Origin of the sequence: Rhizobium sp. 007, from assembly GCF_015353075.1 — a bacterium.
Taxonomy (GTDB): Bacteria; Pseudomonadota; Alphaproteobacteria; order Rhizobiales; family Rhizobiaceae; genus Rhizobium.
Genome location: NZ_CP064188.1, coordinates 1,980,321 through 2,001,609 on the forward strand (window position 1 = coordinate 1,980,321; position 21,289 = coordinate 2,001,609).

Genomic DNA, 21,289 nt, shown 5'->3' on the forward strand with positions numbered 1-21,289 from the left:
GCCCAGGTCGGCGATTTCCTGGTGTTCCACAATGCTGGGGCCTACGGGGCGTCAATGTCGTCGAATTACAACAGCCGCATGTATGCCGCCGAATATCTCTTCGACGGCGCGGCGTCCCGGCTCATCCGCCGGCGTCAGACGATCAATGATCTTTGCGAGGCGGAGTTCATCCCAGAAAGAACCGCCGGAGTGGCGGAAGTCGCAAGAAAGCTTTGCGAAAGAATACCCTGATGCTAACCGCAATTGCATTTGAAGGAGCTAATAGGCACACATCCACGGAAATGAAACTAGAATCACCTGTTTAAAGCCTAGCACATCGGCCCATGACACAGCTTGGCTGAGGTCCCGGTGGGTCAGAAGGAAACCGTAGACGTCGTCTCTCCTCTCCCGGAACAAGCGGTCAACCATCTGCCACGGCCATGTTTCAATTCATTCCTCGTGCCTCGACGAAACTTCCCCGCGGTTCTTTTCGCACATAGAATCCGTTCGGAATTGTCTCCTGCACCAATGGCACGTGAGAAATCAGACCCACCACGCGCCTCTGACCAACGAGATTGGTAAGCACCTGCAGGACCTGATCGAGCGTGCCGGACTCATTTTGGGTATCGAGACTCCCAAAACCTTCGTCGATGAAAATGGTGTCGAGCCGCACCTGCCCGCTCACGCTCTCGACGATATCAGAAAGACCAAGCGCCAAGGCCAAGGCGGCCATGAACGTCTCTCCACCTGACAGTGTCGACGTGGGACGTGCCTTACCGGTGTGTACGTCAAACACCCGGATTCCAAGGCCGCGGCGCGAGCGGCCTGCTCCACCTTCGATTTCACGTTCGAGGCTGAAGCGGCCACCGCTCATAGGACCAAGCCGTTGGTTTGCTGCGACCAGCACCTGGTCGAACATCGCACCGATCGCATAGGTCTCAAGGTCCAGCCGCAGCGGATTTTCAGCATTGAACAGGGCTGCAAGTGTTCGGAGCGAGGCCGTCTCAGTTTCGATCTCGTCGAGGCGCTTCAGTTGACCGGCGATATCGAGCTGAAGCTTCTCGAGTTGCCGTAGCCGCGCCTGCGCCTGGGCACGCGCCGTCTTGGCAAGATCGAGCATCTCGTCTGCTGTGTCATAAGCCTCTTGCAAAATACGGGTATCTGGCCGTTCGCGGCCCTCCACCGCGCGTCTCGAAGTGTCTTCGTTGCTATGCGCTATCGCCAATGCATTGCGGTAATCTGCGATCTCCTGAGCATCAGCCTCGATCGTGCCAATCAGCTGCTTGAAACCGTTGAATTGAGGTTCCGTCAAGCCGCTCTTCGCCAGACGGGCCTTGAACTCCGCTTGGGCCTTATCTCGGCGAACAATTGCATTCTCATACGCCTGCCTGGCCGCGTCTGCTGCCGTATTGGCAATGATCGCGGCTTCACGGGATCGGCGTGCAGCATCCTCCGCAACTCTTGCCGCATCCATTCGAGCTGCGAGCTGGCGTTCATGTTCGGCGAGCATGGCAATCAGAGCGTCCGGCGTCCGCAGGTCCTGGGGAACTGTTGCGATCGCCTGCTCGAACCTATCGCGCGCGAGCGCTTCATTGGTTTTCGATCTCTCGAACGCCGTGCGGAGGCTGTCGCGCTCCTGTTCCGTTGAGCCAATCTCGGTCGCTAATGTGGTCAGTGCGGCCTCAGCCTGGACGAGATCGATCGCCGGGCCGAGCTCTTCGATCTGCCGGCCCAAGCCAGCAATCGCGGTGCGCAGATCGGCGGCCGGCTGTTCAGGCTTAGGGAGTGCACCCAGTCTTTCCTGGCGTTCCTGCCATTTCGCTTGCGCGGATGCGAAAAGGCGAGAAGCGTCCTGCTCGGACCTTTGCGCTGCCTCCCATTGGGCCTTCGCATCTCTAAACGACTGATCGAGACCGGCATGCTCGGCCCTGCCGACAGCGGGAAGAGGGTGCTCGGTCGATCCGCAGACAGGGCAGGCCCCGCCCGCTGCAAGCTTGGCAGCCAAATGAATAGCTTGGGCCTCAGCAAGGGCAGCCTCTGCAGCGGCAAAGCGCGACCGCGCGGCCTGTGCCCACTGGACCGCCTCTTCGTTCCCCGCTTTCAACCCCTGCATTTCGACGCGCGCCCTGTCGGCGACGTCGAGAGCAGTCTGATGGAGCTCGGCTGTTTTAAGCTCATTTTCAACGAGCAATCGCTGATGGACTAGCCGCTGGCGCGCGGCATCATTCTCCCGAGTGGATCCGAGTGCCCGCTCCTTTTCGAGTTTCCGGCCACGCATTTCCTCGATACGCGCCTCGACGCGATCGAAAGCCTTCTTCGCCTGCTGAACGGCCTTTAAGGCTGCATCCGCCTTTTGGGCATAAAGGCTTGCATCGGAAAGGGTCAGTTGATGGCGTCCAATCCTACCGACCGCTTGCCGCAGGGCCTCAATTTCTCCCGATCTTTCCCGTTCCTCTTCGTGCATTCTGGCGGCGGCTCCAGCTTTTTCCGCCGCTGCGTTGTTTGCCTCCGCGGCCGCTCTCATTGTTTCCTCAGCTTCGAGACTTTCCGTCCCGGCACCTTTCGCGTGGCGCTCGACGTCCAGGAGCGCCTGGGCACGCTTGGCATTGTCGACGCGCTCCTGCAGTTCACGGATATGCTCAGCCTTTCCAATGAGGGCTTCGACATCCGACCTGGCTTTCTCGGCGGCTCGAAACTGGTCCTCGAGCTGACGGGCTGCAGCAAGTGCCGTCCGTGAAGCATCGAACGTCTGTGCGGCCGCCATCTCCTTCAGGGTTTCCGCGTCATGGACGACTTGCGCCTCGCCAATACCGGCCGCAAGCGCGTCGGGACTCTCAAAACCCTCGGCCGAAAGTCGCCCTGCGCACACTTCACGTTCTTGCCGAACCCGCCGCTCAGCTGCCGCCGCATCCTCCTTGAACTTTGCCGCCATGCGCCGATACATGGAAACATCAAAGAGCTCACGCAGGATCTCGAGCCGCTTATCGGTCTTTGCCGCCATGAACGTCTCGAACTTGCCCTGTGGCAACAGCACGATCTGCCGGAATTGTTCAGCACCGTAGCCGAGGAGCTGGAACACAGCCTCTTTGACTGGACCGGTCTTCTTTTCCGCAATGACCTGGCCGGGGTTCGCGTCGGTCATGTCCTCGAGTGAAAGTCCGGTCGCGTCAAAAAGCCAGGCTTCATGGGTATCCCGGGTCTCACCGTCACCACGCTGTTTGGGCCGGGTCTGCTCCGGCCGCCGACGCAGAACATAGCGCTTGTCAGCGATATCGAATACGAACTCGACTTCGGTCGGAACGCCGGGATCAGCATGATCGGAGCGAAGCGACGCTGTCTCTTGTTCAGCTTTAGCCGCCTCCCCGAACAGCGCGAAGGTCATGGCACTGAAGATCGATGACTTGCCGGACCCTGTCGGCCCGTAGATGCCGAAAAGGCCCGAGGCAATTGCGTCACGGAAGTCCACCACGACCCTGCCGGCATAAGGACCGAATGCCTGCATCGTCAGTCTGACCGGCCTCATACCTCCGTCTCCACGCTTCGAAGATCAGAAAGGGCAGACCCGATCAACGCCAGCTCCGCGTCGACCGGGTCTTCGCTGCGAACCTGCGTCAGGAACTCCCGAATGACCTTTGCCGGATCATGCAGAGTGGCTTGCACCTTGATTTCGGACATGATGTCGAGCGCACGCTCATCTCGTGCATAAGTCAGCTGACAAGCATTCGGGTATAGCTCGCGAAGACGCTTCATCGGATCGATCAGCGGCGCATCATCCGTCAGCACTGCCTTGATGAAATCGGTCGATGGTTCCCCGTGCAGCAGGTCAGCGAACTTGCCGCGCAAGACCCTAACGCCCCGCGTAGGCGCGAATGGGAGTGCGGTGATCGCTTCCCTGCCCTGTTCATCGAGATCGACGAGGCTCATCGACTTTACGCTTCCAGCCTCGTCAAAACCGAAAGCCAGCGGCGCACCGGCATAGCGGATGTGCGGCATGCCAACCGAATGCGGCAGATGCAGGTGACCAAGCGCCACGTAGTGGGCGCCATCGAACATGTCGTGGCGAACCGTCTCAATGCCACCGACCCGCGCCAGCGGCCGCTCTCCTTCACTCGAACTGCCGCCCTCTACAAAGGCGTGGGCAACCACGACCCAGCGCGCTCCTTCCGGAACATGCCGCCGCGCCGCAGTGACCTGAGCCCGAATGACATGTTCGGGCATTGCGATCGTCTCATCGCCGAAGCAGTCACGTGCGGCGAATTCGTAGCCGTATGGCAGGGCGGAAATGGCAACCGGACCAGCTGCGTCATGCAGGATCAGAGGTGTTTCGTCCGCCAAGAGCGGTCCGCGGATCAATGCTCGCCGTACGTCCGTCAGGACTGACATGGCGCCGATCCTGTCACCAGAATCATGATTGCCGGCAATCATGACCACGGCCGCTTCCGTCTCTCGCGCCACTCGGCCGAGAAAGTCATTGAATTGCCGCACCGAGGTTGCGGGAGGAGATGCGCGATCGAAAATGTCGCCGGCGATTATGAAGACATCGGGTCGGTGCGTGTTTATCGCTTGCAGGATCTGGTCGAGGATCGCCGCATGGTCATCCTCAAGCGACATGCCATGGAACTGACGCCCGAGATGCAAGTCCGCAGTGTGAAGCAGTCGCATGAGTAGATCCGTCTATTTTTTACATGTATAATTTTTAGATGGACAGTCGCTCGCGAGTCAAGCTACTTTTCCCGCTATGGAATTCGACGACCTGAAACATGCTCAGCGCGAGCGACTGATCTTTCTCGATCAGTGTCTGACGTGGCGTGGCATGGCCAACCGGCGCGATCTGATCGACCGCTTTGACATCTCTACCGCTCAGGCAGCCCTCGACTTCCGCCTTTATCTTGAGCGCGCCAGGCATACGCCTCCCACCTACGATCCTGTGCGGAAGGCATATCTGGCAGCCCTCGACCACAAGCCTCTTGTCCCTTCCACATTGAACGAGGCTTTTGCGGCCGTGCTGGCTGAAAGCAACCTGCCCCTCTCTGTCGCCCTACCCCAGCCGGAACGTCGCGCTGATGCTTCTGTGGTGTCGCGTCTTTATCAAGCGATGAGGAACAGGTGGGCGATTCACGTCCAGTATACGTCGATGACGTCTGGTGCGGATGCCGGACAATGGATTGTCCCCACACATTTCGTGTCAGACGGCGAAAAAGTTCACGTGAGAGCCTTCAGCTTCAAGCATGAGGCGTATCGAACCTATCTGCCCATTCGCGTCAGCACCGGCAGTAGTTTTCAGACGCGTGCGCCGCCAGAGCAATTCCCCGACGACACGGATTGGAACACGCGGGCAAGGATATGGCTCGGGCCAAAAACCGGCCTCACACCGGAGCAGGCGGCCGTCGTGCGGACCGAATACGGCTTCGAAGGTGAATTGCTCTGCGTCGAGACACGAAAAGCTCTCGAATTCTTTCTCGATCGCCGATGGGGTCTGGACCAGGAAGACGCCCGACTCGAGCGGGTAAGGACGGAGTACGATGACGACCTGGAGAAGACCACCGGGCGCCGGTCAGTCACGATCGGCTGACCGACTGGATGCGACCGAACGACCATATAGGCGATCGCGCTCAAGCGTTGTGTTCATTTATCCTGCACGTTGCGGCCCTTCGAGCAGGCGCCTCGATCGGCACATGCATTCTCGAGCACTGAGGCAGCGCAGACCGACCGGTCCGCGGTATTCCGGGGGCGACAAGTTGATCTCGGTTACATCTCGGAACGGCCAGGATGGTAGGATCATGTCAGCCTCTGTCGGGATCGATCATATCCAGGAGGCGGGAAACTGCATCCTCGCCTGCCACTGGCTCGCTGCCGGCCATCACCGCGACGGAAAAGCCGATGAGCGAGGAAACGGGGTTATGGGTCGTGGCGCCGGCCCGCAGGTTCATCACCAACGTCGGGCAGAGGAAAAGGCCCAGCCGGATGACCCGGCGCCAGTCGGCCGGAAGCATGCCCCGCGCCTTCAGTTCGCCAAGCAGGGGACGCCAAAGAGCTTCGGCCTTTACGTCCAGAAGGGAGCGTCGGACCGGGCTCGGCTCGAAATCGGTCGTGACCCGCAGCAGATCGCCGTCAAGCACCACGCTGGCCTTGTGGTGATGGGCTGCCATGGCAGGATCATAGAGCCACAGCGGATGGGCGAGGATATTGTGGAAGGTCGTCTTCACCTCGGCGAGCAGCGTTGGAATGTTCTCGCCGGCGAATGCGGGGTCGAAGAAGGACAAACGCGCCTCCCCGTCGTGCTCCTCGTACCAGACATTCGCGTTATGGGCATCGCCATGTGCAGTAACACCGCCCGCATCCGCCAGCCGCGACGGGTCGAGCCGCTCGTGCGCTGCATGGAAGAGGGCACCGATGCTGTCCCGGTATTCGATGCCGTTGACCGAAATGCGGCAGCGTGAAAACGTCTCCCAGTCGAGCGTCAAGTTGGGAAAGACGAAGTCCTTGCCGACATAAAAGCTCGCCATGCGCCCGCCCGGATAGGTGCCGGCGGGCGGATCGATCAGCCGCTCGGAGAATAGCCGGTGGATCGGCTCGGCCGCAACCTCATCGGCGCTCACCGGATGGAGCGTGTCGAGATAGACCCTCAACACGGCTTCGTTTAGCCTGCGTTCGGCGTCCACAGCCCTTTTCCGCGCCGCGGCATCATCCTTCAGGTCCAGCGTCCGCAGCACATCGGAGAAGCGCGGATCGGTCCGACGGCGATAGACGAGGATCTGATCCCCCGGAAGCGCCGACATCAGCAGAGGCTGGTCCACCGGCAAGCCAGCCCGAGCCAAGATGTCGGCGCGGTAATATTCGCCGCTCATGGCCTCCTCGCCCTCTTCCTGGTGGAACTTGAAGAAGAATGCACCATCGGCGGTCTCGAAGAAGCCGTTGAGCGAATTGAGGCTGTACTGATCGTGATTGATCACGACATTCTTCGGCTCGATCTCGAAAAGGTCGCGCAGCAGTTCGGCCAGCAATCGTTCCGCCTTGTGGTCCCCGGCTTTGGCTATCTTCCTGATTTCCGCGGTGCGGCTCATGGTCTGGCTCATGACATTCTTCCGGATGGGTCGTTCTAAGTATGGGGATCGGCGGTCACTTGCCGCCGTGCAGATAGCGGCTGCCGAGCGAATAGCGGCTGCCGACATAGGTGAACGTGTTGACGGTAGCGACGACCGGCCCGGTCCAGGTCTTGCGATGCAGAACCAGGCAGCAGTCGGCGGGACGAATGTGCAGCAGGCGCGCCTGATTCTCGCCGGCCGGCAGGGCACTGATGAGATGCTCCACCTCGGTCAGCGGGGTGGCGTTCTGCAGGTAGTCATAGGTGGCGAGGGTGCTGAAATCCTGGTCGATATAGCCGGAAACGAGGTCGGGATTGATATAGCGTTCCTCGAGTTGGACCGGCAGGTCGTTCTCGAAATGGATCACGACCGAATGGTCGACGGGTTTCACGGTTTCGAACTCGAAGGCGAGCAGAAGCTCGGCTTCCGGTCGTTCGATACGCTCGAGCACGACCACCTCGGCCCGGTGCCGGCTGCCGCGCGCCTTGATCTCGGTGATGATGTTGCTGATCTCGATCAGCGTCGATTGCGGCCTGGGCGGAGCGATGAAGGTGCCGACGCCCTGGATGCGGCGCAGATGCCCCTCGGAGGTGAGTTCGCGCAGCGCCCGGTGGACGGTCATGCGGGAGACGCCCAGCGTCGAGACGAGTTCGTTCTCCGACGGAAGGCGGCTGTTGCGGGCCCATTTGCCGCTGCCAATATTGCCGAGGACAAATGCCTTCACCTTCTCGTAAAGCGGCGATGCGGAATCTGAAAGTGCATTCATGGTTCACTGCCTCCACCGCCGCCTTGACAGGCTGGCATCCGGAATCATGTGACGGACCGGACTAGCCCGCCACCTCGATGATCGTCTTCAGGGCCTTGCCCTCGCCCCGCAACAGCTGTTCGTAAGCCTCGGGCACGTCGTCGAGCGCCGGCAGCACTTCGATGAAGCGTTGAAGCGCGGGCGCGAGCTCGACGAGCAGCCCGACGGCCTCGGGCAGCTCGCCGGCGAAGGCATGGCTGCCGATGAGCGATATCTCCCGCTCGACTAGGATGTTCGGGTCGAAGTCGAGCTTGCCGTGGCCGATGCCGACGAGCGCAAGCGCTCCACCGCTCGACATGATGTCAAGCGCCAGTTTAATCGCCTGGATGCTGCCGGTGGCATCGAGGGCATGACGCAGCCGTCCGCCGGAAAGTGCTGCTTCGATCTCCGCCTTGTCAAGAGAAACGACCGTGCCGCCGGTCACCTCGGCAACGAGAGCCGACCTTTCAGCATTGAGATCGGCCAGCAGCAGCGGGCCGTCATGCAGCCGGCAGAGAAGAAGGGCGCTCAACCCGCCGATCGTGCCGCAACCGATCACGAGAACCGGTTCCCCGGCCGGGACGGCGAGACGACGCACGGCGTGCAGCGCTACTGCCAGCGGCTCGGCCATGGCGGCGATATGCGGCGAAAGCTGCGGATCGTGACGGACGACCAGCCGGGCTGGTAGTTGCACCGCCTCGGCAAAGCCGCCGTCGCAGACCTCGCCCACGAAGCCGAGCGTCTCGCAGACGTTGCTGCGGCCGCTCATACAGGCTGGGCAGGTGCCGCACCACATGCGCGAATCCGCGGAGACGACATCCCCAACCGCAACATGGTTGACGCCTTCTCCGACAGCCGTCACGCGGCCGCAGAATTCATGCCCCGCCGTGGAGGGACGACGCGAGATCCACTGACCGGTGCGGTAGTTGTGAAGGTCGGAGCCGCAGATACCGGCGGCCCTGATCCGGAGATTGACGAAGCCCGGTGGCGGGGCCGATGGCTCGGCCACTTCCTCCACCCGCAGGACCTTGGCATCGTAAAGCCGCACGGCCTTCATGTTCAGGCGCCCTTCTTCAGGTAAGCATCGCGCACCGGCGAGACGGCCAGAGCGTGCGAAGAGAAGCCCTCGTAGATTGCCAGATTGTGCGAGTGCCGGGCAAATTCCGGATAGGCGGATGCCGTTACAAAGCCGACGGAGCTACGCTTGACGAAATCCGCAACCGACAGCGGGCCGAAGGTGCGCGCCCAGCGGCTGGTTGGCAGCACGGCATTTGGGCCGAGGGAGAAATTGGCGATGCTGACCGGCGTATGGGTGCCCATCAGGATTTCGGAAGCCTCGGTGATATGGCCGAGATGGATAAATGGCTCTTCCGACAGAAGTTCCAGATGCTCAGGCGCATAGGCGTTGACGAACTCGTAGCTCTCCTCGATCGAGGAGGTGAGCACTACGCCGCCCGTCTTGCCGGTGAGCACGGCCTTGGAGAAAGCGACGCGCTGCTCGGTCATCTTCGTCCAGTGCTCGGGAAGCGCTGCGAGCGCCTCTTCGGCGACCCGGCGGCTGTGGGTGACGAGATAGGCCGACGAATCCGCGCCGTGTTCCGCCTCAATCAAAAGGTCGAGTGCGGCAAGTCCACCATGGACCGTATCGTCGGCAAGGATCATCACCTCGGACGGGCCCGCCGGAAGGCCGGTATCGATGACGCCGGAGAGCGAGCGCTTGGCAGCGACAACCCAAGGGCTGCCGGGGCCGACGATCTTCAGCGCCGGCTTGACGGTTTCGGTTCCGTAGGCAACCGCCGCTACGGCCTGGGCACCGCCGACCTTGTAGACGGTCTCGACGCCGGCAAGTCGTGCTGCAACGAGGGTTGCGCCATCGACGGAGCCGTCCGGCGCGGGTGGTGTGACGATGGCGAGGTTCGGGACGCCTGCAACCGCGGCCGGAACCGAAGTCATCATCGTCACCGACGGGAAGGAACCCTTGCCACGCGGCACGTAGAGCGCGACCGACTGGATGGGCGTAAAGCGGTCGCCGGCAAAGGCTCCGGGACGGATTTCCTTCAGCCACATGGCTTCCGGCTTCTGCTCCTCATGGAACTTGCGGATATTGTCGATGCCGAACTTTATGGACTCGATGACGCTCGCATCGACCAGCTTGAAGGCCGCATCGAACTCCGCCTCGGTGACCTTGAGATTGGCCTCGGTGATATCCGCCTTGTCGAATTCGCGGCCGAACCGGGCAAGCGCCTTGTCACCCTCTGTGCGAACGGCTTCGAGGATCGGCGCGACCTTTTCGACGAAGCTCGAGATGTCGGTTTCCGAGCGGCGCAGCAGCGCCGCCTTTTCCTCGACGTTTAGCTTGGAATAATCGTAGAAAGACACGTTGGTCATCGTCTTGTCCTTGATGTCTGGCCGGCCGCGGGGGCCGAAGAGGTCATTTCGATTTGAGGAAGATGTCGAGACCGACCAGGCGGTCGAGCAACGCGATCGCAAGTCCGGCGCAGGCGATGAATACCACCGAGATGGCAGCCAAATCGGGCGTGATGATCGAGCGGATGGAATTGTAGATCTGCACCGGCAGCGTCACACTTCGGGCATCGACGAGCAGCAGGCTGACCAGGAACTCGTTGAGCGCGAGGATGAACATCAGCAGCGACCCGGTGATCACGCCCGGCAGCACTGCTGGAAGGGTAATGTAGAGGAAGCGCTGCAGCGGCGGGGCCCCGCAATTGGCCGCTGCCAGCTCGAGATCCGGCGACAGGTTGCTGGCACTCGCCGTTACGGCCCAGATCATGAAGGGCAGGTTGATGACGCAGCACGCAATACCCACCGGCCACAGCCTGCCTAGGACGTTCATCTGTCCGAAGACGAGCATCATGCCGATGCCGGAGCCGATCAGCGGAATGGTGAAGGGCAGCAGTAGGTAGATCTGGATGGAGCGAGCAAACCGTACCTGGTACTTCGCGAGTGCGATGCCGGCGAGCGTGCCGACGGGGATGGCGGTCACCGTGCATATCGCGGCGACGATCAGCGAACGCACGAAGGCCTGCCGGAGATCACTCGCTTGCGCGATTGCGCCATACCATTTCAGCGACAATCCGTCCGGTGGGAAGGTGATGATGTTTCCGGCCGTGAAGGAGGCCCCGAGCACCACAATAGTGGGCGCTGAAAGCATGACGAGCGCAGTTGCGACGAATGCCCAGATGACGATGAACTTGCTTCGGCTGCCGGTCATTTGCGGTCTCCCCCGATGGCGAGCGTGCCCGCGCCGAAGAGCATGAACACGACGCCGACGAGGATGGAGCCCACCGCGACAAGCATAAGCGACAGCGTCGCCCCTAGACCCTGGTCGGAGGTGCGGAAGAACTGGTCGTAGATCGCGTTGGCGATGAAGTCCTGCGTGCCGCCGCCGAGGATGGCGGGAATGGCAAAATCGGTGAGGGAAAGCGTGACGACCACGAGCCCCGCGCCGACGAGCCCTGGCCGGGAGAGCGGCAGGACGATATGGCGGAAGGTGCGAACCCAGTCGGCGCCGAGGGAGGCCGCCGCCGCCTCGAGCTCACTCGGGATCGCGGTCAGAGCAGGCGCCAGCATCAGGACGGCGAAGGGCAGCATGTATTGCACAAGGCCGAACAGAACTGCAGGGTAGTTGTAGAGCAGTCGCATAGGCGGCACACCGACGAGACCGAGCGCCTCGTTGACCATTCCCTGGTTGCCGAGAATGATGAGCCAGCCATAGGCGCGCACCACCTGGCCGATGAAGAAGGGCAAGAAGAGCGCCACGAGTAGGAACCTGCGAAGCGCCGACGACGGCGTGCGCACCATCAGGTAGGCGTATGGGAAGGCGAACAGCAGCGTGATTGCCGTGACAATCACCGCGCCCATGAGGCTGCGACCGGCCACCGTCGCGAAGAATTTCTCCGTCAGAACGCGCTGGTAGTTGGCGAGCGTGTAGTTCTCCGACATTAGGAAGGTATTGGTATCGAGTGTTCTCAGGCTCGTGTCGCCGATCTGGACGAGACCGAGCACGAGCAGCCCCACGAGCACAACCGCCGGCATCAACAAGAGATAAGGCAGGCCTCGCCGGAAACTCGATGGCCAGACGATGGCCGCAAGGCCTTCAAGCACATCCATGACGCGCCATGTCAGAGGATATGCGGCACGGGGAGCGCGCATGATACCGATCCTGTTTCACGAAAGAAGGAGTGCCCGCCGCCAGAGGGGACGCGGCGGGCCGACAAGGCTTCAGCCCTGCATGATTTCCTTGAACTTGGCGAACCACTGGCTCTCGTTCTCGACCTGCACCTTGGACGAGATGCGGATCAGGTGCTTGAAGTCCTCTTCCTTGGTCGGATAGGACGGATCGCCCACGAGATCGGCCGGCGGATTGACGCCGGGGACGACGCCTGGCAGACCGAGACCGTCGAGCCAGATCTGCTGGGCTTCCTTGGTGAGGGCGTGGTTGATGTACTGCTTGGCCCAGTAAAGCTCGTTCTCCGGCAGGCCTTTTGGGATCCACAGGCCGTCAGTATCGAACTTGGCGCCTTCCTCCGGCACGACCCACGCGATCTCGATGCCGTTTTTCTTGGCTTCGCGAGCGTTGGTCGAGATGGTGCAGGCGGCGTCGATCTCGCCCTTCTGGAACCAGGTGGTAAAATCCGGGTCCTCGCCGAGCAGCGGCTGCTGCTCCTTGATCTTGGAAATGAAGTCCCAGGCCGGCTGCATGTTGCCCGGAATGTCCTCGAGCTTGCCGCCGCCGGCAACCTGGGCCGGGAAGTGGAAGCCGATGCCATCATTGTAGAGCGCGATGCGACCCTTGAGCTTGGGATCGAGCAGGTCCTTCCAGGACTTCGGCGCACCGTTCGGGAAGGCAGACGGGCGATAGGCGAGCACGTAGACATAGCCGTATGTGTTGACGATCGGATAGCCCTCGAGACCGACCGGCTTGGCAAGATCGGTAGCGTTCTTGAGGTTCGGCAAGTCCGACAGGTCCTCGGTCACCCCGCGCAGCGCCGACTTGGTCGCGTTCGTCGTCGTGTCCCAGTTGATGTGGATCGGCGGGACACGCTTCTGAGCAACAGCGGCCCAGACCTTCGGCTGGATCTCGTTGTCCTCTGTCAGGTCGTGGCGAACGGCGATGCCGGTCATCTTGGTGAAGCTGTCGGACACGCCGGCCTTGAGCGCATCGACCCAGCTACCACCCCAGGCGCGAACGATGATTTCGGCCGGCTTTTCCGGCTCCTGGGCAAAGGCGCGGCTGACGCCGAGCGTCGAGAGGCCGGCCGAGGCGCCGGCTGCGGCCATGGACGCAAGCAGCGTCCGGCGGCGGATCTGCGCGGACAGGAACTTTTCATGCGACATTACACATTCTCCTCTGGCTAGACCTTCTCGGGGTTATTTTTGAAAGACATGCATATCTCTGGCATTCCAGCCGAGACGAACCTCTTCGCCAGGACCGAACTGCAAGTGGGATTCGCGATCGTGGTCGAAGACGCGCATCAGCACGCCGGCCAGCCCCGGAACCCGAATTTCGTAGACGACGCGCTCGCCTTCAAAGATGCAGTCGACCACCTGGCCGTCCACCACCGTTTCGAGACCGTCGAGGCTCCCGCGCTTTTGTGCGATGCGGATCTGCTCGGCACGAACGGCAGCGTTGCAGGGCGCACCGGCAACAAGCGCGGCATCGGCAACCACGCCGGCAAGGCGCAGGCCGTTCGCCTCGAACACGACGCGTGAAGAAGTCAGGTCGACGACCTTGCCGTCAATAAAATTGGTGACACCGATGAAGTTGGCGACGAAGGCATTGCACGGCGCACGATAAGCGTCGACTGGACGGGCCTTCTGCTGGATCTCGCCGCCGCTCATGACGATGACCTCGTCGGACACCACCAGGGCCTCGCGTTGGTCATGGGTGACATTGATCGTCGTCACCCCGAGTTCCTTCTGGATGCGGCGGAACTCGAGCTGCATCTCCTCGCGCAGCTTGCGGTCGAGCGCGGCAAGCGGTTCATCAAGCAGGAGCAGGTCCGGCTCGAACACCAGGGCGCGGGCGATGGCGACACGCTGCTGCTGGCCGCCGGACAACTCATTGATGCGCCTGCTGCCATAGCCACCCAGTCGGACGAGATCGAGATAGCGCTCCACCTTTTCCGGGATCGTGCGCGCATCATGGCGGCGCATCTTGAGCGGAAAGGCGACGTTTTCGGCCGCCGTCATGTGCGGGAAGAGTGCGAGCTTTTGGAACACCATGCCGATCGCGCGCCTGTGGGGCGGCACGGCACTGACCGGCTGGCCGTTGATGAAGATTTCGCCGCTGGTTGGTCGGTCGAAACCGGCGATCATGCGCAGAAGAGTCGTCTTGCCGGAACCAGACGGGCCGAGAATGGTTAAGAACCGTCCCTTCGGCAGGTCGAAGACGGCATTCCTGACGGCATGGACATCACCGAAGACCATGCCGACATCCTTGACGGAAACAGCGATCTGACCGGTTGATTCAGCCGGACGGAGTTCGGCAGCAACAACGCCCATGACATTCCCCTGTCTTGCTCCGTTCGACGAACGAGGCCGACGCGAAGCTTCATTCTACCGTCCCGGTCGACAGGCAACCGACCGAGTTTTGCGTTAAGTTGTCTATACATATTTGTACAAGTACCGTCAATCAAGCTTGCGTATTTTTTACGCCATAAAGTCGCCTGACCAATATTTGTGCAGGTGCGAAAAGCACGCTCAAATCCACCGACAGTCTTGTCGTCCGCAAACAGAAAGGCAAGCACGCCCGACGAGTGTCCGGGAGGGATTGCACCATCGGACGAACCATCGTGCGACGCTTGGCGCCCCTCTCAGATCGAGGCGAGATAGCCGCCGTCGACTGGAATGCAGTGGCCGGTGACGTAAGCCGCAGCATCACTGCAAAGGAAGACCGCGACGCCGCCGATGTCGCTCTCCTTGCCAAAACGGCGCTGCGGGATCTTGGCCAGCATGCGCGACTGCCAGTCCTCGTTCTCGTAGAAGACCTCGGTCATGGCCGTGCGAAAATAGCCGGGCGCAATGGCGTTGACACGGATGTTGTGCGCTGCCCATTCGGTGGCCAGCGCCCGCGTCACGCCGAGAAGGCCGGACTTCGAGGCGCCATAGGGTGCGGCCGTCGGAATTCCGACATAGGAGGTCAACGAGCAGAGATTGACGATAGCTCCACCGCCGGCCTCCGCCATAACCCGGCCGGCCGCCTGGGCGCAGAAGAAGGCCCCCTTCAAATTGGTCGACAGGATCGATTCCCAAAGCGCCTCGTCCACGTCGAAGGACGGCCGGACATTCTCGAACCCGGCATTGTTGACGAGAATGTCGAGGCCGCCCAGCGCCTCGGCCGCCGCTCTCGTGACGCTTCTGCACGCCTCGACGTCGCGCACGTCCTGGGCAAGCGTCACCGAGCGCCTGCCGGACTTCTCGATCAGTTCCCGGGTTTCGGCGAGCCCCTCGACCGCCCGCGCTGTGATCGCCACATCCGCACCGGCCTCAGCCAATGCAATCGCGATTGCCTGACCTATGCCGCGGCTTGCTCCGGTGACGAGGGCGCGGCGGCCAGAAAGATCAAAATTCGGGTGGGTCATGATGGCTCCTTGTTCTCGTTCCCGACGACATGTCCATACATTATGCAGATCATGAATCCCGACTTATGAATGTCGCGTAGCAAACGCACCCATGGAGACTGTAAATGGCGAACCCTTCAAGCCCTATCCTTGAGGAAATTCGCTCGATCTCTCCTTACAATGCCGGACTGACGTGCGGGCGAAATACCACGTCGGCGACGTTGCAAACCTTGGCTCTAACGAGAACCTCACCGGCCTCGTCAGCGAATATCGACGATGTCATCGCGCGCGTCATATGGCAAACCCGCATGAGTCACTTCAGCCGTCGCGCCGAGGATTGCAAGTCCAGGACCGGTCATCCTGATCAGCCTCAGGGCCTTCTCCAAACGGATGCGGACATAGGCCTTGCGATGCAGGAAGGCAGGATCGATCAAAGAGTGTCCTGGCGAGCGGAGGAATGTCTCTGCGAAGGCTCCGTGGATTTCCTGCGCCACGTAGAGCACACCGTATGATCCGTCTGGCGCATTGAAGCGGCCAAAGACGGACCGATCGAAATAGATAGGATCATATGCGGTTGTATAGAACCGATGGAGATCGGTTCCGTCCGGAAGCGTTATCAGCTCAGGGTGGCGCGAATGTAGATCGCTCGGCGGAAGCGGTGGCGTCACGCACCTTACTCGCCATATCGGCGCGCCGCTTCCACAACGAGGGGAATATCGCCGATCTTCAAGACGTCGATCGGCTTGCGGCCGCCGAGCCGCGCGTCAGGCCGCGCGAGGAAATTCAGGATCACCCAAGCGTTCTTAGTGGGTAATGCCTGGCGAACCTCCTTCAGGCCTGAGACAATCGAGCCATCGCGGTTGAACTGCAGCGTCGGATAGGCGCGCCGATTGCTAGGCCCGGGGACCGCCAGCAGGCTGCCGTCATTGACCCGCTTGTCGACCGCCTGACGAGAGACGCCTTGCATCAAGGTCCGGACCTGATCGAGGTCATAGGCGCCGCCGGCCTCCTCCAGGTCCTTCTGGGCGATCCTCACGCCCTCGACCAATGCAAGACTGCGCGCATCGGGCTCGAACGCGGCTTGATTGATCACCGCCTTCTTTCCCGCGGGGCTTCCTGAGGTCACGACTTGGGCCGCGCTCTTAACGCGTTTGCCGAGTGTTTCGCTGATCTTTTGCGTCGTCTCTGGCCTCGACGAAACGACGGCGACCTCAGCACCTTCTGGCAATTTGAATCCGGCGAGCGCCTTCATCGGATCGCCCTTGACAACAAACACGGCCATGCTTTGACCGGCCCGTTTGCCGGCCGGCTGAAAGGAACCGGTTTGAGTGCTTGATTGAAGCTTCTGTGCCATTGGGTTGATCTCCTGAACAAGGGAAAGGCTCTTGAGGCAACTCTGTCAACTTTGACAACTTCAGCAAGCAAGGTGCAGTCCCATGCGAACGCTGTCTCGCCCGACCCTGCAAGATGTTGCAGATGCCGGGCAGTTCCTGGCGATCGCCTGCTAGTACTGCAAAAAAACGTCGCACTTCTTGGCGTTTTGACGCCACATGAGACAGCAAATATGTTGCCTCAACAATTCTCGATCATGTGAATATGGATTGACGTGGTAAGGCAAGCAGGTGGGTCGTCCTTGCGACCGAAATGGGCAGCCAGTGCTTCAACTGCCGCTCGCACTTCAAGCGCCGGATCCTGATCGATGATGGCATCAATCAGGCCCTCGCGCATCAATTGGCGGCGTTCGTCAGTCAATTCATGCGTGATGAAGACGATTTCATTCCTTCTCCCGAGAGCATTCATCGCGCTGACCACCGAGCGCGCTCCCGCGGAAGCGTTGTAAATGCCTCGAATGCGAGGGTTGCCTTTCAAGGCATTAAAGACGAGGTCACCTGCCCTTTCCCCACGCTCCATACTCTCGAGGACCTCTGCTACCTTGCACTGGGGATAGCGCTCGCGCAAAACCGCGCGAAAACCCATCTCGCGCTCCTCGTGGCCAATCATGCTGAGCATGCCGGAGATGACGACGATCTCACCCCCTTGCTCGCCAAGCAGGCGCCCCATCAAATCGCCTGCGACACGGCCTGCCTTCCTGTTGTCTGGTCCAACATAAGCGTATCTTTCGGCATCACGAATATCGGTCGCCAGAGTGATGACAGGCTTTCCGTTCCGACCGTATGCCCTTAGGGCGGCTGCGATGTCCTCGTTCTGAGGGCTGACGATGACCAGTGCATCACAGCGCGAGGAGAGTGCATTTACGAGGGTCACCGTCGCCGCCGGCCGCGTTGGATCGATGTGGTGGACTTGAAACTGAAGATTATACTGGAGGAAATCCCTATTTGCGGCTTCAAAACTGTCCTGCAATGCAGCGTGAAACGGATTGGCGCGTGACTGAAGCAACACGGCGATGCGAAGGGTGCGTGCGGCTCGCTGATTTAGCGCCCGGTCGATCTTAAGCTTGCGCGCATACTCGAGCACGCGACGTTCCTTGTCCTCGCTTACTCCGCCGCGGTTGTTGAGAACTCGATCGACCGTGGAAAGCGATACCCCTGCCGCAGCAGCCAGATCCCGCGCCGTCGGTTTTGCCATCGCCCGATCCCTGTTTGAAGAAATCTCTTCAAAATTGACGTTCTCCTTCAGTAGCACTCGGCTAATCTGCAGGCAACGGGATGGAGGCGGAAACGGCGCCCGGGCAAGAATGGGAGGCAATCAATGACAAATCTCGCTGTCTTCGGCGCGGGTCGTATCGGGCATGTGCATGCGTTGAATGCCGCCAGCTTGCCTTCGGTGCGAGTAAAGTACCTCGTCGACCCGGTCGCAAGCGAGCAGCGGGCCGGCCTTGCGGCAAGGATTGGGGCGGACATCGTCTCGGCCGATACCGTGTTTTCCGACGCGTCGGTCGACGGGATCGTCATTGCCAGCTCGACCGATACGCATGCCGGGCTGCTCCTTCAGGCGGCCCGTGCCGGCAAAGCGATCTTCTGCGAGAAGCCGGTCAGCCTCGATTTCGTAACGGTGGAGGCCGTCACCAGCGCTGTCGAGACCTCCGGCGTTGTCTGCCTTCTGGCATTCCAGCGCCGCTATGATCCCGATTTCCGCTTCGTGCGCGAGCGGATCGTCAGCGGCGAGGCGGGTGCCCTTGAGCACATCGTCATGCACACCCGCGATCCCGCGCCGCCGTCGCGCGCTTATGTCGAGCGCTCCGGCGGCATGTTCCGCGACCAGGCCATCCATGATTTCGACATGGCCCGCTATCTGCTCGGCGAGGACATTGCCACCGTCTACGCCGTCGGCAACTGTCTCATCGATGCGGAGATCGGCGCAGCCGGCGACATCGATACGGCGATGGTGACGCTGACCTCCGTCTCCGGCCGGTTCGCGCAGATGGTCAACTGCCGCCGCGCGCCGTTCGGCTATGATCAACGGCTGGAAGTGCTGTGCTCGAAGGAGGCGCTCTATGTGGAAAACCGGCCGCAGCGTGGAGTGACCATCGCCGATGCCGACGGCTTTCGCGCATCCGCCCCGATGAACTACTTCATCGAGCGCTTCGCCGATGCCTATCGCAATGAGATGGCGGCCTTTGTCTCCCTGATCGAAACAGGAGGCCGGCCGCTTGCCGGCATCCGGGACGGACTGGAGGCGCAGCGTATCGCCGAGGCGGCACTTGTCTCCATGCAGAGTGGCATGCCCGTCCGCATCGGGCCGGACTGGCGACCTTAGCGCCTTCACTTTCATCCAGGAGGAAATCATGACGAAAGAGAAATTGGCGGCGCTGCCGGACGGGGTCCGCCTTGCTGTAAGCCCGCTTTCCTGGGCCAATGACGTGCTCGAGGATCTCGGCGCTGATATAGCGGTCGAGACCTGCCTGGACGATGCCGCCCGTGCCGGCTACCAAGGCGTCGAGCTCGGGCGTAAGCTGCCGCGCAGCCGCGAGGCGCTGGCGCCGCTCCTGGAAAGCCGTGGCCTTGCGCTCGCCTCAGGCTGGCATTCCGGAGAGCTTGCCGAGCGCGGTGTCGAGGCGGAGATGGCCGCGGTTGCCACCCACGCCGAACTCCTGCGCGCCATGGGGTCAACGGTGCTGGTCTATGGCGAGGTGGCGATGATGGCGCCCGGCGCGCCGCTTGATGCGCCGATGTCGGCACGGTGCGTGATGCCGAAGGAGGACATCGCCGCCTATGCGGCCCGGCTCACCGACTTCAGCGCAAGGCTGGCCGGAGAATACGGGCTGACGCTGGCCTATCACCATCACCTCATGATGGTGGCGGAAACATTTGACGAGGTCTCTGCCCTGTTCGACAAGGCGGGATCGGCCGCCGGACTGCTGCTCGACACCGGCCATGCCGCCGCAGGCGGCTTCGACTACGCCCGGCTGATCGAGCGCTTCGGCGACCGCATCGCCCATATTCACCTGAAGGACGTGCGCGGGCCGGTCATCGCCGAGGTCCGTGCCGGCGACCTCAGCTTCAATGCCGGCGTGCGCAGGGGTATGTTCACTGTGCCCGGCGGCGGAATCGTCGACTTCGCCCCGCTTGCAGCCTTTGTTCGGCAAAGCGGCTATCAGGGCTGGCTGGTGGTCGAGGCGGAGCAGGACCCGGCGCTTGCACCGCCGCTGCCGGCAGTCACCGCGGCCTTCCGCCACATCCTCGACACCTTTGCTGCCTGAGCAGCTTCATCGGGAGAAAATTATGGGCAAGACAATCCTTAACATCGGCCTGATCGGCTCCGGATTCATGGGTCAGGCCCATGCCGATGCCTATCGCCGCGCGGGCATGCTCTACCGCGACCTGCCCGCCATTCCGCGCCTCTTTCTGCTGGCTGATGCCACCGAGGAGCTGGCGGCCGGGGCCGCTGCCCGCTACGGCTTCGAGAGGAGCACGGGCGACTGGCGCAAGCTGGTCGAGGACCCCGAGGTGGACGTCGTCGACATTACCTCGCCCAACGCCCTGCATCATGAGATGGCGCTCGCCGCAATTGCGGCCGGCAAGCATGTCTATTGCGAGAAGCCCCTCTCCGTTACGCTGGCCCAAGCCGAGGAGATGGCCGCCGCCGCAAGGCGCAAGGGCGTCAAGACCATGGTCGCCTTCAACAATATCAAGACGCCCGCCGCCATGCTCGCCAAGCACTTGATCGACAGGGGCGACATCGGAGTGCCGATGCGGTTTCGGGGCTGGTTCGACCAGGGCTTCTTCAACGATCCGGACCTACCATTTTCCTGGCGCTGCACGCGCAAGGACGCCGGCTCCGGCGCGCTCGGCGACCTCGGCAGCCATGTGATCTCCGTCGCGCAGTATCTGATGGGCGACGTCGACAGTGTCATCGCGCAGACGCAGACCTTCTTTCCGACGCGGCCGGTTGCGCAAGGCGGCTCCGGCTACGGTGCAAAGGCCGGCAGCGACGCACCGCGCGCGGTGGTGGAAAACGAGGATCAGATCCAGACGCTCGTTCGCTTCAAAAGCGGCGCTGGCGGCACGATCGAAGCGTCGCGCGTGGCAGCGGGAAAGGTCTTCGGCATCTACTGGGAAGTGTCGGGCACGGAAGGCACGCTCATCATGGACGGCGAGCGGTTCAACGAGCTGAAGATCGCGCGCTTCAACGATCCGAAGCCCGACCGCGGATTCAAGACGATCTATGCCGGCAGTCAGGTTCCGCAGTTTTCCGCCTTCTTCGGCTTCGACTTCGCCGGCGGCGGCCTCGGCTACTTCGACGTCAAGGTCATCGAGGTGCGCGACCTGATCGAGGGCATCGTCGACGCGCCGGACTGCTTTCCGAACTTCGAGTTCGGCCTTGCCAACGAGCGCATCATCGACGCGATGGAACGGTCACTGGAGAAGAACACCTGGCAGCGGATCGCCGGCTGAGCG

Annotated in this window: 18 protein-coding genes and 2 pseudogenes; 6 read left to right on the forward strand and 14 right to left on the reverse strand. The window is 61.6% G+C overall.

Annotated features, from left to right (window positions below; translation table 11 throughout):
- Positions 1–231: pseudogene (locus ISN39_RS30410) on the forward strand (hypothetical protein); the annotation flags it as partial.
- A gap of 193 nt (positions 232–424) precedes the next feature.
- On the opposite strand, the gene ISN39_RS30415 reads toward ISN39_RS30410, so the two are convergent.
- Both ISN39_RS30415 and ISN39_RS30420 read right to left on the reverse strand, forming a co-directional pair.
- Positions 425–3,502 (reverse strand): AAA family ATPase, encoded by a 3,078-nt coding sequence (locus tag ISN39_RS30415; protein WP_194731628.1) that lies wholly within the window; start codon positions 3,500–3,502, stop codon positions 425–427.
- Positions 3,499–4,641, reverse strand: coding sequence for an exonuclease SbcCD subunit D (locus tag ISN39_RS30420; RefSeq protein WP_194731629.1), 1,143 nt, complete (start codon positions 4,639–4,641; stop codon positions 3,499–3,501). Before ISN39_RS30420 ends, ISN39_RS30415 begins: the two co-directional genes overlap by 4 nt.
- A 76-nt stretch (positions 4,642–4,717) precedes the next feature.
- Here ISN39_RS30420 and ISN39_RS30425 point away from each other — a divergent pair, with 76 nt between their 5' ends.
- The gene (locus tag ISN39_RS30425; protein WP_194731630.1) at positions 4,718–5,551 is read left to right on the forward strand and encodes a hypothetical protein; all 834 of its coding nucleotides are present in this window, start codon (positions 4,718–4,720) and stop codon (positions 5,549–5,551) included.
- Positions 5,552–5,762: 211 nt separating this feature from the next.
- Here ISN39_RS30425 and ISN39_RS30430 read toward each other — a convergent pair whose 3' ends face one another.
- From ISN39_RS30430 to ISN39_RS30470, 9 genes are all read right to left on the reverse strand, one after another.
- Positions 5,763–6,983, reverse strand: coding sequence for a hypothetical protein (locus tag ISN39_RS30430; protein ID WP_194731983.1), 1,221 nt, complete (start codon positions 6,981–6,983; stop codon positions 5,763–5,765).
- A 115-nt stretch (positions 6,984–7,098) separates the two neighbouring features.
- Positions 7,099–7,830, reverse strand: a complete 732-nt coding sequence (gene hutC / locus ISN39_RS30435) for a histidine utilization repressor (RefSeq protein ID WP_194731631.1) — start codon at positions 7,828–7,830, stop codon at positions 7,099–7,101.
- A gap of 61 nt (positions 7,831–7,891) precedes the next feature.
- Positions 7,892–8,905, reverse strand: a complete 1,014-nt coding sequence (locus ISN39_RS30440) for a zinc-binding dehydrogenase (RefSeq protein WP_194731632.1) — start codon at positions 8,903–8,905, stop codon at positions 7,892–7,894.
- Positions 8,906–8,907: 2 nt separating this feature from the next.
- Positions 8,908–10,236 (reverse strand): histidinol dehydrogenase, encoded by a 1,329-nt coding sequence (gene hisD, locus ISN39_RS30445; protein ID WP_194731633.1) that lies wholly within the window; start codon positions 10,234–10,236, stop codon positions 8,908–8,910.
- Between the two features lie 43 nt (positions 10,237–10,279).
- The gene (locus tag ISN39_RS30450; protein ID WP_074071311.1) at positions 10,280–11,080 is read right to left on the reverse strand and encodes an ABC transporter permease; all 801 of its coding nucleotides are present in this window, start codon (positions 11,078–11,080) and stop codon (positions 10,280–10,282) included.
- Entirely contained in the window at positions 11,077–12,021 is a 945-nt protein-coding gene (locus tag ISN39_RS30455) for an ABC transporter permease (protein WP_194731634.1), read from the reverse strand. Before ISN39_RS30455 ends, ISN39_RS30450 begins: the two co-directional genes overlap by 4 nt.
- A gap of 69 nt (positions 12,022–12,090) precedes the next feature.
- Entirely contained in the window at positions 12,091–13,206 is a 1,116-nt protein-coding gene (locus ISN39_RS30460; RefSeq protein WP_074071309.1) for a PotD/PotF family extracellular solute-binding protein, read from the reverse strand.
- Between the two features lie 33 nt (positions 13,207–13,239).
- Positions 13,240–14,373 carry an ABC transporter ATP-binding protein gene (locus ISN39_RS30465; RefSeq protein ID WP_194731635.1) on the reverse strand — a complete coding sequence of 378 codons (1,134 nt, stop codon included), beginning with the start codon at positions 14,371–14,373 and terminating at the stop codon, positions 13,240–13,242.
- Between the two features lie 311 nt (positions 14,374–14,684).
- Complete coding sequence (locus ISN39_RS30470; RefSeq protein ID WP_194731636.1) at positions 14,685–15,452, reverse strand: glucose 1-dehydrogenase; 768 nt, start codon at positions 15,450–15,452, stop codon at positions 14,685–14,687.
- 104 nt (positions 15,453–15,556) lie between these two features.
- On the opposite strand from ISN39_RS30470, the pseudogene ISN39_RS38045 reads away from it, so the two are divergent.
- Positions 15,557–15,678, forward strand: a pseudogene (locus tag ISN39_RS38045) (histidinol-phosphate aminotransferase); the annotation flags it as partial.
- 13 nt (positions 15,679–15,691) lie between these two features.
- On the opposite strand, the gene ISN39_RS30475 reads toward ISN39_RS38045, so the two are convergent.
- The 3 genes from ISN39_RS30475 to ISN39_RS30485 form a co-directional block, all read right to left on the reverse strand.
- The gene (locus tag ISN39_RS30475; protein WP_194731637.1) at positions 15,692–16,099 is read right to left on the reverse strand and encodes an RES domain-containing protein; all 408 of its coding nucleotides are present in this window, start codon (positions 16,097–16,099) and stop codon (positions 15,692–15,694) included.
- Between the two features lie 5 nt (positions 16,100–16,104).
- Complete coding sequence (locus tag ISN39_RS30480; protein WP_246763474.1) at positions 16,105–16,683, reverse strand: hypothetical protein; 579 nt, start codon at positions 16,681–16,683, stop codon at positions 16,105–16,107.
- A gap of 320 nt (positions 16,684–17,003) precedes the next feature.
- On the reverse strand, positions 17,004–18,017 hold the full coding sequence (locus ISN39_RS30485; protein ID WP_194731638.1) for a LacI family DNA-binding transcriptional regulator: 1,014 nt from the start codon (positions 18,015–18,017) through the stop codon (positions 17,004–17,006).
- A gap of 123 nt (positions 18,018–18,140) precedes the next feature.
- Between ISN39_RS30485 and iolG the strand changes: the two genes are divergently transcribed.
- Genes iolG through ISN39_RS30500 form a run of 3 tightly spaced genes read left to right on the forward strand, consistent with a single transcriptional unit; the run spans position 18,141 to position 21,286 of the window.
- Positions 18,141–19,148, forward strand: a complete 1,008-nt coding sequence (gene iolG, locus ISN39_RS30490; RefSeq protein ID WP_194731639.1) for an inositol 2-dehydrogenase — start codon at positions 18,141–18,143, stop codon at positions 19,146–19,148.
- Between the two features lie 28 nt (positions 19,149–19,176).
- Positions 19,177–20,091: a myo-inosose-2 dehydratase gene (gene iolE / locus ISN39_RS30495; RefSeq protein WP_194731640.1), complete on the forward strand. Its 915-nt coding sequence runs from the start codon at positions 19,177–19,179 to the stop codon at positions 20,089–20,091.
- Positions 20,092–20,113: 22 nt separating this feature from the next.
- On the forward strand, positions 20,114–21,286 hold the full coding sequence (locus ISN39_RS30500) for a Gfo/Idh/MocA family oxidoreductase (RefSeq protein WP_194731641.1): 1,173 nt from the start codon (positions 20,114–20,116) through the stop codon (positions 21,284–21,286).
- Positions 21,287–21,289 lie beyond the last annotated feature (3 nt).